The following is an 11844-nucleotide window of genomic DNA, read 5'->3' as shown; positions in this document are numbered from 1 at the left end:
GCGTCCTCCTTAGGGCAGCGGGCCGGTGACGGCCTCGGCGGCTTCGAGCAGGGCGCCCCGCCTGACGAGCCGCACGGCGGACTCGATCTCGGGGGCGAGGAAGCGGTCGGGGCCGGGCGGGGGCACCCGGGTCCGCAGCAAGGCGACCGCGGCGGCGGTCGCGGGCGCGGCCCGCAGGGGCGCGCGCAGGTCGAGCGCGCGGGCCGCGGTGAGGATCTCGACGGCGAGCACCCGGGTGAGCCCGTCGAGGGCGCGGCGCAGCTTGCGCGCGGCGTTCCAGCCGAGCGAGACGTGGTCCTCCTGCATCCCCGAGGACGGGAGGGAGTCGACCGACGCGGGGGCCGCGAGCCGTTTGAGCTCCGCGACGATGGACGCCTGGGTGTACTGGGCGATCATCATCCCGGAGTCGACCCCGGGGTCCTCGGCGAGGAACGGGGGCAGGCCCGCCGACCTGGCGCGGTCGAGCATCCGGTCGGTGCGCCGCTCGGACATCGAGGCGAGGTCGGCGACGGGGACGGCGAGGAAGTCGAGCACGTAGGCCAGCGGGGCGCCGTGGAAGTTGCCGTTCGACTCCACCCGGCCGTCGGCGAGGACCACGGGGTTGTCGACGGCCGCGGCGAGCTCCCGCTCGGCGACCGCGACGGCGTGCGCGAGGGTGTCGCGGGCGGCCCCGGCGACCTGCGGGGCGCAGCGCATCGAGTAGGCGTCCTGGACCCGGTTGCAGTCGGGGCCGCGGTGCGACTCCATGATCATCGAGCCGGAGAGCAGCGCCCGGAGGTTCGCGGCGGAGACCGCCTGGCCGGGGTGCGGGCGCAGCGCCTGGAGGTCGGCGGCGAACGCACGGTCGGTGCCGAGCAGGGCCTCGACGCTCATCGCCGCGGCGAGGTCGGCGGTGCGCAGCAGCAGCCCCAGGTCCTCGGCGGCGAGCGCGAGCATGCCGAGCATGCCGTCGGTCCCGTTGATGAGGGCGAGACCCTCCTTGGCCGCGAGCTCCACCGGCCGCAGGCCCGCGGACTCGAGCGCCGCGGCGGCCGGGAGCACCGCGCCGGCCGCGTCCCGCACGTCGCCTTCGCCGGTGAGCGCCAGCGCGCAGTGCGCGAGCGGGGCGAGGTCGCCCGAGCAGCCGAGCGACCCGTACTCGCGGACGACCGGGGTGATGCCCGCGTTGATCATCGAGGCCAGGGTGAGCGCGATGCGCGGCCGGACGCCGGTGTGCCCGGTGGCCAGCGTGGAGAGCCGGAGCAGCATCATCGCGCGGACCACCTCGCGCTCGACCTCGGCGCCGCTGGTCGCGGCGTGCGAGCGGACGAGGGAGATCTGGAGGCGCACCCGCTGGGCCGGGTCGATGTGCCGGGTCGCCAGCGCGCCGAATCCGGTCGAGATACCGTAGACCGGAGTGGATCGGGCGGCCTGCTCCTCCACCATCGTGCGCGCCGCGGCCATCGCGGCGAGCGCGTCGGCGGTCAGGCCGACCAGCGCGCCGCGCCGGGCCACGGCGACGACCTGCGTCAGGGCGAGCGGGCCCGTGCCGACCTCGATCAGCGGGTCCCCGGCCCGCGCTGCCCCCATGTTCCTTGTCCTGCCCGGATGGGCCGACCCGACACACTGACCTGTCCGAAGGATGCTCGAAGCCGACGAAAAGAAGCTAGAAAAGTCCTGTCCTGTTCACTTATGCCCCACCGAGCGACCATAGTTAGGCGGGTGGATCGGAAGGTGGCGCAGCGGGCCCCGGCCGACGACGTCGAACTCTCGGCGGCGGTCGGCGCGGCGCAACAGGGAGACGAGGCGGCTTTCCGGTGCGTCTATCAGGATCTCCAGCCCAGACTGCTGCGCTATCTGCGCGCACTGGTCGGCGAGGACGCCGAGGACATCGCGTCGGAGGCGTGGCTGCACATCGTGAAGGACCTCCCGTCCTTCCGCGGCACCTACGACGGATTCCGCGGCTGGGCGACCACCATCGCCCGCAACCGCGCCCTCGATCATGTGCGGATGCGGCAGCGGCGGCCGCGTGCGGACACGCAACTGGAGGAACTCGCCGGAATGGCGAGCGACGAGGACACCGCGCTCAGCGCGCTGGACGGACTCGGCACCGAGCGGGCCCTGGGGCTCATCATGCGGCTGCCGCGCGACCAGGCCGAGGCGGTGCTGCTGCGGGTCGTCATCGGGCTCGACGCCAAGACCGCGGGCCTGGTCCTCGGCAAGCGCGCCGGGGCGGTGCGGACGGCCGCCTACCGGGGGCTCAAAAAACTCGCCGGAGAACTCCAGTGACACTTTCGACCACGCCGACGCTGAGAGAAGTGAGATGAACGCCAAACGGATCAGCCGGAGGGCCGCCGAGCAGATGCTCGGCGGTGGTTCGGCAGGCCATCAGGGTCCTCTCGCCGATCTGCTCGCCGCGGCGGCCGCACCTGGCCGCACCGAGGAACTGGTCGGTGAGGCCAAGGCAGTGTCGGCCTTCCAGGAGGCGTTCACCGACGGACCGAAGATCGACCTCGGCTCCGCCGCACAGCGGCGGGGCGCGCACGGAGGGGTGAAGTCATCATCGCTGTCAGCCGTACTCGGCCGCAGGAAGGCCCGGGCCTGGAGTATCCGGGTCTTCGGGACCGTCCTCGTGGTGGGCGCGGTCGGCGGGGTGGCGATCGCGAGCAACGGGGTCTCCGGCCGCAATCCGGCGTCCGCCCCGAAGACGCCCACCCCCACGATGACCGCGCCGCACCTCACCCGCAAGCAGGCCCCGACGCCCGTGCCGCATGCCACCGCTCCGCCGTCGCTGGTGGAACTGTGCCGGGCGCTGATCGACGGCAAGCCGCGCAAGCAGCTCGACCCGTTCATCAAGGCCGCCGACGGCAAGCAGAAGGCGCTCGCCCTCTGCAAGGCGCTGGTCTCCGGGCAGCCGGTCCAGTGGCCGGAGGACTGGCCGAACATGAAGAACTGGTCCGACGGCCTGCCCACCGCGTGGCCGACCTGGCCGCAGAACTGGCCGGAGGACTGGCCGAACGGGACGAGAACAGATCATCCCAAGAAGCCGAAGCACGGCAAGCCGCACAAGGACGAACCCCTGTGGCAGGTCACGCCCCGGCCGGGAGCCGAAGACTGACCCCATGAACCCGGGCCCGTCCGCGGGCCCATGACCACAACTGAAGACTCCGGACACCCACGACGGGTTCTGCCCCCGTTCCCGTCAGCCCGGGGTGTCCGGTACCGCCGGAGATCTCCTAGCGCCCTCCGGTCCGGGTGGTGCAGCGTTCCCTTGTGCGAGCGGCCACCCGGTCGCGCGAAGGATCGCCGGCGGAAGGAAGCCGTGTTCGCGGACTTTGCCCGGGTCCGCGAACACGGCTCACCATGCTCAGCCGGTCGGCCGATCTGGGGTGGTCCGCCGACCGGCTGTACCTTTTCCGGCCGTGACCTCCCCGGGCGTCCGCCCCGGCGCGCACGCTTCGCGGGGAGGACCCTTCGGCCCTCCCCGCACCTCACTGCGAAATCGGCGAGACCGTCACAGGTTGGCGGTCAGCCACTCCTTGGCCACGACCGCGGGGTCGGTCTTGTCGGTGGCGACCTTGTTCATCATGTCCAGCAGGCCCTGGGTGGTGAGCTTCGCCGAGACCGCGTCCAGCGCCTGCTGTCCCGCCGCGGGGACGCCGTCGGCGCTGACCAGCGGAGTGACGTTCTGGCGCCCGAAGACACCCTTGGGGTCCTCCAGCACCACGAGCTTGTCGAGCACGATCGCGGGGGTCGTGGTGAAGACGTTGCCGACCTGGACGTCGCCGTTCTTGAGCCAGGTCGGGATGTTGCCGCCGCCGGAGCGGTCCGGCTTCCACTCCTTGAAGGTGAGCCCGTAGGCCTCGTTCAGCTTGTCCTTGTAGCGCTTCTCGAACGGGGCCGGGCCGCCGACGGTGAAGTCCTTGGCCACCGGGGCGAGATCCGCGATCGTCTTCAGGTTGTTCTTGGTCGCGGTGTCCGCGGTGACGGTCAGGGAGTCGTTGTCCTCCGCGGCCGCCGAGGTGAGGATCTTGAGCGAGCCGGGCAGCTTCGCGGTGATCGCGGCATTGGTCTCCTCGGTGGTGGCCGGCAGCGCCGCCTCCGGGTCGAGGTAGGCCAGGAGGGCGCCGTTGTACTCCGGCAGGACGTTGATGTCGCCCTTCTCCAGCAGCTTGTAGTACACCTCGCGCTCGCCGATGCTCAGCTTCCGCTCGACCTTCACGTCGGCGGCCTCCAGGGCCCCGGCGTAGATCTCGGCGAGCAGCACGCTCTCGGGGAACGCGGCGGAGCCTACGGTGACGGTCTCGCCGCCGCCCGACGAGGAGGCCCCCGAGTCCAGGGGGTTGTCGGTGGAGCCGCCGCCGCAGCCCGCGGCGGCGAGGGCGAGCAGCGCGGTTCCGGCGATGATCCGCAGGGATCTCATGAGGTGGTGTCCTTTCGCAGTCCCCTGGGGGTGACCAGGCGGGTGAGGAGGGTGAAGATTCCTTGGACGGCGATCGCGAGCAGCACCACGAGCACCGAGCCGCCGACGGCCTCGCCGTACTCGCGCAGGAGGATGCCGTCCATGATGTAGCCGCCGAGGCCGCCGAGGTTGATGTAGGCGGCGACGGTGGCCGTGGCCACCACCTGGACCGCCGCGGTGCGGACGCCGAGCAGGATGAGCGGGGTCGCGATCGGCAGCTCGACGCGCAGCAGCACCTGGCGCCCGGTCATGCCCATGCCGCGCGCGGCGTCCCGCACCTGTGGCTCGACCTGCCGGACGCCCTCGTACACGTTGATGAGGATCGGTGGGACGGCCAGCACGACGAGCGGGATCAGCGCCGCCACCGAGCTTCCGGTGCTGAGCAGGAAGATGAGCACGAGCAGGCCCAGGGTGGGCAGCGCGCGGGCGCCGTTGGCGGTGTTGATCACCGCGAACGCCCAGCGCGGCCCGGCATGCGCGATGAGCAGGCCCAGCGGGAGCCCGATGAGCAGCGAGACGGCGAGCACGAGCAGGGTGTAGCCGACGTGTTCCGCCAGGCGCACGGGGATGCCGTCCGCGCCGCTCCAGTTCGCGGCGTCCGTCAGCCACGCCCACCCGGCGTTCACCGCGCCGCCCAGGGGGTGAGGAGGCGCTGGAGGAGCACCAGCGCGAAGTCGAAGACCACGGCCAGCGCGATGATGAGCACGATCCCGGCGAAGACGGGGGTGGTGAACTGGAGGTCGAAGCCGTCCTTGAACAGCCTGCCGAGGCCGCCGATGCCGATGAGCGCGCCGACGCTGACCAGGCTGATGTTGGCGACCGTGGCGACCCGCACCCCGGCCATGATCACCGGGACGGCGATGGGCAGCTCGACCGCGAGCAGCCGGCGCAGCGGGGTGTACCCCATCGCGATCGCGGCCTGCCGGGTGCTGTCGGGGACCTGGCGCAGGCCGTCGACGACGTTGGGGACCAGCACCGACAGGGTGTAGAGGGTGAGCGGGATGACGACGGTCCAGATCGTCAGGCCGGTGAAGTCCAGCAGCACCAGGAACAGCGCCAGCGACGGGACCGCGTACAGGATGTTGGCGATCGTGAGGACCGGCGGGTAGAGCCAGCCCCACCGCACGCACAGCACGCCGAGCGGCACCGCGACGACCAGGCCGAGCAGGACCGGGAGCAGCGACAGCTTTAGATGCTCGACGGTGAGGTCGCCGAACAGGCCGAGATGGCTCTGGATCCAATCCCAGCGGACCAGGGGCTCCGCTTCATTCACCCGCGGCCTCCGGATCGTCGGGCGTCCCGGGGTCCTCGGGGCGGTCGGCCTCGGGGGTGGCGTCGAGTTCGGCGAAGAACCGCAGCTTGCGCAGGCCGCGCTCGCCGCCGAGGAACTCGGTGACGAACCCGGGCTCGGGCGCGGCGAGCAGCTCGCGCGGGGCCGCGTACTGGGCGACCCGGCCGCCCTTGGCGAAGACGGCGATGCGGTGGCCGAGCCGGACCGCCTCGTCGATGTCGTGGGTGACGAACACGATCGTCTTGTGCAGTTCGGCCTGGAGGCGCAGGAACTCCTCCTGGAGCCCGGCCCTGACCACCGGGTCGACCGCGCTGAACGGCTCGTCCATGAGCAGCACGGGCGGGTCGGCGGCCAGCGCCCTGGCCACGCCGACGCGCTGCTGCTGGCCGCCGGACAGCTGGTGCGGGTAGCGCGCGCCGAGCGCGTCGTCGAGGCCGACGCGCGGCAGCAGCTCCCGGGCGCGCGCCCTGGCCTTCTTCTTGTCCCAGCCGAGCAGCAGCGGGACCGTCGCGATGTTGTCGACGACGGTGCGGTGCGGGAACAGGCCGCCCTGCTGGATCACGTAGCCGATGCCGCGGCGCAGCTCGGCGGCGGGCCTGGCGGTGACGTCGGCGCCGTCGATGGCGATGACGCCCTCGGTCGGCTCGACCATCCGGTTGATCATGCGCAGCGTGGTGGTCTTGCCGCAGCCCGAGGGCCCGACCAGCACGGTGATCTCGCCGGTCGGCAGTTCGAGGTCGAGGCCGTCGACCGCGACCGTGCCGTCGGCGTACCGCTTGGTGACGCCGGAGAAGGTGATCACTGGTCCATCCGATCATCATGCGGCCCGGCGCCTGCGGGCGGGGCCGTGGAGGCGCGCGGGATCAGGGCGGGCTCGCGGACGACGCGGCGGCCGGGCGGGCCGCCGTCGATCCCCGCGAGGACGAGGCCGACGGCGTCGGCGGCGACCTCGGCGAGGCGCCAGTCGACCGTGGTGAGGGGCGGGGCGAGCAGATCCGACAGGGCGTGCGCGTCGTACCCGCACACCGAGAGGTCGGTGGGGACGCGCAGGCCGAGCGCGCGGGCCGCGTCGTAGACGCCGTAGGCGATCGAATCGGAGAAGCAGAAGACCGCGGTGGGGCGCGGGGAGCCGGTGAGCAGGGCCTCGGCCGAGACCGCCGCCTCGACCCGGGACGCGCCGCTGACGGCCACCTCGACGGTGATCCCGAGCCGGGCCGCCTCGGCGTGGACGTGCACGTCGGCCGGCCTGTCCGGGGTGCTGGCGAGGGTCGTGGTGAGCACCCCGATCCGGCGGTGGCCGAGGCCGTGCAGGTGCTCCAGGGCGAGGGTCACCCCGCGCCGGTTGTCGAAGACGACCTCGCCGTGCGGGTTCCCGGCCAGCGCGTCGCCGATAGGGACCACCGGGACCGCCTCGGCCAGCTCCGCCCAGAGCGGGGCCGCGGGATCGAGGGCCTGCACGATGAGGCCGTCGACCTGCTGCTCGCGCAGCCGCCTGGCCATGGCCTCCTCCCGGCCGGGATCGCCCGCGGCGTCCAGGATGATGGCGTATCTGCCGCCGTCGAGCAGCGCCCGGCCGACGCGCACCGCCAGATCCTGCTGCCAGTGGTCCTCCAGCGAGCCGCACAGCACCCCGACGGTGCCGGTGCGGCCGCTGGCCAGCGCCCGCGCGATCGGATCGGCCCGGTAGCCGAGCTCGGCCGCGGCCCGGCGTACCCGGCGCTGGGTCTCGGCCGAGGTGTGCATCCCGCGCAGCGCGTAGGACACCGCGGCCGGCGACAGGCCCGTGGCCCGCGCCAGCTCACGGATCGTCACGCGACCCCGGGAACTCGGCATGGACCTACCCTAGATCGGCACTGTGACAGTTCCTTTGCAGCGTGTTTCGCGGGGTTCCCGTCACACCTTCGTTCCACTGGAGAACAGCCTGCTCAGACCGTTCATCCGGCGGCGGGGACCGCGAGCGTGAGACTGAAGTCACCGTCCGGATCGGTCCACAGCGCCCGGATCCCGAACCCGGCCGCGGTCAGCTCCTCCTTCAGGCCCGACGGCCGGAACTTGGCCGAGATCTCGGTCCGCATCTCCTCCCCTTCGGCGAACTCGACGGTGAGGTCGAGCGCGGCGATCCGGACGGTCTGCGCCGACCGCGCGCGGAGCCGCATCTCGATCCACTCCTCCGCGGCGTTCCAGACCGCGACGTGCGTGAACTCCTCGGGCCGGAAATCGGCGCCGAGCCTCTTGTTGATGACGGCCAGGACGTTGCGGTTGAAGGCCGCGGTCACCCCTTCGGCGTCGTCGTAGGCGCGGACGAGCCTTGCCGGGTCCTTCACCAGGTCGGCCCCGAGCAGGAACGCGCCGTCCTCCCCGACCAGGGAGCGCACCGCGGCCAGGAAGCCGCGGCGCTCCCGGGGGACCATGTTGCCGATCGTGCCGCCGAGGAAGGCGACGAGTTCGGCGGGGCCGCCGGGCACCTCGGCCAGGTGCTCCTCAAGGTCGGCCACCACGGGGCGGACCGTGAGGGCCGGGTAGTCGGCCGCGATCTTCGAGGCCGCGTCGGCCAGGAACTCCCCACTGACGTCGACCGGCACATAGGTGTCGAGGGGAAGCGCGTCCAGTAGGAGCCGGGTCTTCTCCCCCGAGCCCGCGCCCAGCTCCACCAGGGTGCGGGCGCCGGTCAGGGTGGCGATCTCGGGAGCGCGCTCGACGAGGATCGCGCGCTCCCTGCGGGTCGGGTAGTACTCCTCCAGACGGGTGATCCGATCGAAAAGCGCGCTTCCCCTGTCGTCGTAGAACCACTTCGGCGGGAGCGTCTTGGGCGTCGCGGTGAGGCCGGCGCGCACGTCGGCCCGCAGTGCGGCGTCCAGGGCTCCCGGGGCGAGCAGGATCTCGGGCTTGGGTTGGGCTTCCATGTCACTCCTTCAGCGCAGCGGATGGATGGCCAGGCGGACTGAGTCGCCGTGCCGGTGCGCGGCGACGAGCGAGCGGTCGGGCACCCGCTGCCAGGCGGGGTTGCCGTCGTAGGGTTCGGACGCGATGACCGCCGCCTGGTCGGTCGCGCGCACGAACAGGGAGGCGCCCCAGGCCGTCGCGGCCAGGGACGTCCCGTCGGAGGCGAGCAGGTTGTAGTCGCCGGGCGCGATCGCGGCGACCGTCCGGACGGTCTCGGCGAGGCCCTCGGCGAGCGCGCGGCCGCCCCGCCAGGACCGGACGGCCCGCGCGAACAGCAGGGCCGAGTCGAGCGGGGCGCGCGCCTCGGGCACCAGGGAGAGGTCCCCGGCCAGCTCGCGGAGCTTGGCCTCGACCGCGCCGAACCCCTCGACGCGGCCGTTGTGGCTGAACAGCCAGCGCTCGCAGCGCAGCGGCTGCGCGCCCGACTCCTCCACGGGGAACCCAACGGTGGCGCTGCGGACCGCGGCGACCACCGCCCCCGCGGTCAGCACCTCGCTCAGCTCGGCGAAGCCGGTGTCGGTCCAGATGGGCTGGGCGCGCCGGTACCGCAGCGTCCGGTCGCCGCTGTACCAGCCGACGCCGAAGCCGTCGGCGTTGAGCTTGTTGCGCGTGCACAGCTTGGGCTCCCACGACTGCCGCTCCAGCGAGTGCGGCGGGCCGTAGACGAGCGAGTGCAGGCTGCGCGGAGGGCCCAGATAGGCCAGGTGCCTGCACAACTAGACGCTCCTCGCGCAGCGGAAGCCGGCGAAGATCTGGCGGCGGATCGGGTAGTCCCAGTTGCGGAACGTGCCGCGGGCGGCGGCCGGGTCGGTCGCCCAGGATCCGCCGCGCAGCACCTTGTAGTCAGGTCCGAAGAACACCTGTGAGTACTCCTTGTACGGCTTGACCTGGAACCCCGGGTAGCCGTGGAAGTCCGTGGCGGTCCACTCCCAGACGTCGCCGAGGAGCTGCCGGACCCCCGCCGGCGAGGCTCCACTGGAGAAAGATCCCGTTTTCGAGGGCTGCAACCGCCGCTGACCGAGATTGGCCCGTTCCGGCGTGTAGATGTCACCCCATGGATATCTGCGAGAGCGCTGGGCGCTCTCGTCCCAGCGCGCGGCCTTCTCCCACTCGGCTTCGGTGGGCAGTCTCCTCCCCGCCCAGCGCGCGTACGCGTCGGCCTCGTACCAGCTGACGTGCTGGACGGCCTGGTCCGGCGGCACGGGCTCCACGTCGCCGAACCTCCGGCGGAGCCAGACCCCCTCCCGGAACCAGAAGGCAGGCGCGTTCGCGTCCTTCTCGCACCGCCACGCCCAGCCCCGCGGGTCCCACCACTCGGCCCGCGCGTAGCCGCCGTCCTCGATGAACGCCATGTAGTCGGCGTTGCTCACCGGGACGGTGTCGATGAAGAACGGGGGGACGTCGACGACGTGGGCGGGCCGCTCGTTGTCGTAGGCCTCGGGGTCGTCGGTGCCCATCTCGAACGGGCCGCCGGGGATGAACGTCTCGGGCGGGAAGGGGGGACCCGGCGTGGGGTCGTCCGCGGGGCGGTCGGTGAGGCCGGACGGCTCCTTGCGGAGCTGGTGGGTGGCCAGCATCGTCTCGTCGTGCTGGTGCTCGTGCTGGATGACCATCTCGTACAGGAAGAGGCGGTCCTCCCGGAGATCCTTCAGGGAGTCCAGAACCATGCTCCGGACCGTCCCGATGTAGGCGCGTGCCTCGTCGGGCGGCAGGAGGGGCAGCGAAGGGCGGGACGCGCGGGGGTGCTCGAAGGCGTCGTACAGCCCATCGATCTCCGGGCGGAGCGGCTCCACGCCCCCCGCCACGCGCAGCAGCCACAGCTCCTCGTAGTTGCCGACGTGGGCGAGGTCCCACACCAGCGGCGACATCAACGGGGACACCTGGGTGGTCAGGTCGCGGTCCTCGAGCGCGGTGAGCAGATGGCTGCGCTCCCGCGCGGCGACGAGTTCGGCGGCGATCCGCTCTCTCAGCGCGTCCATGCGTGCTCCCCCTTCAGGACGTCGTCCGCCGGGCACAGGCCCCTGACCACGTATCTCTCCGCGTACTCCTCCACGATCTGCTTGAGGTGCCCGTCGAGGTGGGCTGCGGCGGCCTCGAAGCAGGCGACGGCGGCACGGCCCAGGACCGGGTCGCGCACCCCGTCGCGCGCCGCGCGGGCCCACAGCCCCGCGGCGGGGGCCGCAGCGTGCTCGGCGGCGTCGGGCGCGCGGTCCAGCAGGGCGGCGACGACCGCGACGGGCACCCGCCAGTACGGCTCGGGCAGCTCGTCGATCATCCGGAGCTCCAGCCAGCCCTGCGGCCGGACGGGGGGGAACAGGGTCGTCAGGTGGTAGCGCAGGTCGTCGGCGCTGGGCGAGCCGGCGTGGATCCACTGCCGGAAGGTGAGGCCGGGGTCGCCCAGCCAGCCGTCGTCCCTGCGGATCACCATGACCCTGGCGTCGAGGGCGTATTCGGCCCAGGCCGTCTCGGGGACGGCGCCGACGGGCGCGGTCGTGCGGGAGCGGTCCAGCCGCGACCACACCGCCTGGCGGGTCGACAGGTGGCCGGTCCGGCGGCCGCGGTACAGCGGCGAGTTGGCGAACGCGGCGACCAGCACCGGGCCGAGCAGGTGGGCGAGGCGCCAGCGGCGGGCCGCCTCGGCGGCGTCGCGGCCGATGTCGAGGCAGACCTGCACCGAGGCGGTCGAGCACATCATGGTGAGGTCGCCGAAGTAGGCGCTCATCGCCCGGTAGCGCGGGTCGTGCACCTGGAGCCGGGACGGCCGGTCGGGATCGACGCCCAGGCCGACGAGCGCCAGCCCCGGCAGTCTGCGGCGGGTCTCGGCGAGATCGGCGGCCAGCACCGCGCAGGCGGCCTCCGGGCCCGCCATCGGCGCCGAGCTCAGTTCGAGCTGCCCGCCCGGTTCGAAGGTGACCCGGCTTCCGCCGGGCAGCGGCGCGGCCATCGCCTGGCGCAGGCGCTCGACCGGGACGGGCGCGAGCGGCCGGGCCGGGTCGCGGACGAACCACTCGGTCTCGGCTCCGACCGTTCCCGGCGGGCCCTTCTTGAAGCACACTCCGTGGACGTACTCATAGACGTCCTCCACACTCACCGACACCGGCGCCTCCCCTTGGGCGTAGGGTCAGTAGCCCTTCCCAGGTGAACCGGATCAGTTGCCCCGGGCACCTCG

General features: G+C 72.7%; 11 protein-coding genes and 1 pseudogene. 2 read left to right on the top strand and 10 right to left on the bottom strand.

The features are described 5' to 3' along the window. Positions 1 to 9: 9 nt before the first annotated feature. A complete protein-coding gene (hutH, locus tag EDD29_RS03675; RefSeq protein WP_123662278.1) occupies positions 10 to 1569 on the bottom strand; it encodes a histidine ammonia-lyase in 1560 nt (519 codons plus the stop codon). A 132-nt stretch (positions 1570 to 1701) separates the two neighbouring features. Here hutH and EDD29_RS03670 point away from each other — a divergent pair, with 132 nt between their 5' ends. Next, positions 1702 to 2268: an RNA polymerase sigma factor gene (locus EDD29_RS03670; RefSeq protein ID WP_246052493.1), complete on the top strand. Its 567-nt coding sequence runs from the start codon at positions 1702 to 1704 to the stop codon at positions 2266 to 2268. A gap of 34 nt (positions 2269 to 2302) precedes the next feature. Then, positions 2303 to 3097, top strand: coding sequence for a hypothetical protein (locus EDD29_RS03665; RefSeq protein ID WP_123662274.1), 795 nt, complete (start codon positions 2303 to 2305; stop codon positions 3095 to 3097). Between the two features lie 396 nt (positions 3098 to 3493). Here the strand turns inward: EDD29_RS03665 and EDD29_RS03660 are convergent, their stop codons facing one another. The 9 genes and pseudogenes from EDD29_RS03660 to egtA all read right to left on the bottom strand — a co-directional run bounded on the left by EDD29_RS03660 (position 3494) and on the right by egtA (position 11772). Next, positions 3494 to 4402, bottom strand: coding sequence for an ABC transporter substrate-binding protein (locus tag EDD29_RS03660; RefSeq protein WP_123662272.1), 909 nt, complete (start codon positions 4400 to 4402; stop codon positions 3494 to 3496). Beyond that, positions 4399 to 5067 carry an ABC transporter permease gene (locus EDD29_RS03655; RefSeq protein ID WP_123662270.1) on the bottom strand — a complete coding sequence of 223 codons (669 nt, stop codon included), beginning with the start codon at positions 5065 to 5067 and terminating at the stop codon, positions 4399 to 4401. Before EDD29_RS03655 ends, EDD29_RS03660 begins: the two co-directional genes overlap by 4 nt. After that, positions 5064 to 5714: an ABC transporter permease gene (locus EDD29_RS03650; RefSeq protein ID WP_123662268.1), complete on the bottom strand. Its 651-nt coding sequence runs from the start codon at positions 5712 to 5714 to the stop codon at positions 5064 to 5066. The genes EDD29_RS03655 and EDD29_RS03650 overlap by 4 nt, the downstream gene beginning before the upstream one ends. A gap of 73 nt (positions 5715 to 5787) precedes the next feature. Then, a pseudogene (locus EDD29_RS03645) lies at positions 5788 to 6534 on the bottom strand (ABC transporter ATP-binding protein); the annotation flags it as partial. Next, the gene (locus EDD29_RS03640; RefSeq protein WP_246052492.1) at positions 6531 to 7544 is read right to left on the bottom strand and encodes a LacI family DNA-binding transcriptional regulator; all 1014 of its coding nucleotides are present in this window, start codon (positions 7542 to 7544) and stop codon (positions 6531 to 6533) included. The pseudogene EDD29_RS03645 and the gene EDD29_RS03640, both read right to left, overlap by 4 nt. A gap of 122 nt (positions 7545 to 7666) precedes the next feature. After that, positions 7667 to 8635, bottom strand: coding sequence for an L-histidine N(alpha)-methyltransferase (egtD, locus tag EDD29_RS03635; RefSeq protein WP_123662260.1), 969 nt, complete (start codon positions 8633 to 8635; stop codon positions 7667 to 7669). A 9-nt stretch (positions 8636 to 8644) separates the two neighbouring features. Beyond that, positions 8645 to 9391: an ergothioneine biosynthesis protein EgtC gene (gene egtC, locus EDD29_RS03630; protein WP_123662258.1), complete on the bottom strand. Its 747-nt coding sequence runs from the start codon at positions 9389 to 9391 to the stop codon at positions 8645 to 8647. After that, the gene (egtB, locus tag EDD29_RS03625) at positions 9392 to 10654 is read right to left on the bottom strand and encodes an ergothioneine biosynthesis protein EgtB (RefSeq protein ID WP_123662255.1); all 1263 of its coding nucleotides are present in this window, start codon (positions 10652 to 10654) and stop codon (positions 9392 to 9394) included. It lies immediately after the preceding gene. After that, positions 10642 to 11772, bottom strand: a complete 1131-nt coding sequence (gene egtA / locus EDD29_RS03620; RefSeq protein ID WP_246052491.1) for an ergothioneine biosynthesis glutamate--cysteine ligase EgtA — start codon at positions 11770 to 11772, stop codon at positions 10642 to 10644. Before egtA ends, egtB begins: the two co-directional genes overlap by 13 nt. Positions 11773 to 11844: the final 72 nt, after the last annotated feature.

The sequence above is a fragment of the Actinocorallia herbida genome, from assembly GCF_003751225.1.
GTDB classification, from domain to species: domain Bacteria; phylum Actinomycetota; class Actinomycetes; order Streptosporangiales; family Streptosporangiaceae; genus Actinocorallia; species Actinocorallia herbida.
The sequence above is the reverse complement of the archived record's forward strand: the minus strand, read 5'-3'. Positions and strand labels throughout refer to the sequence as shown.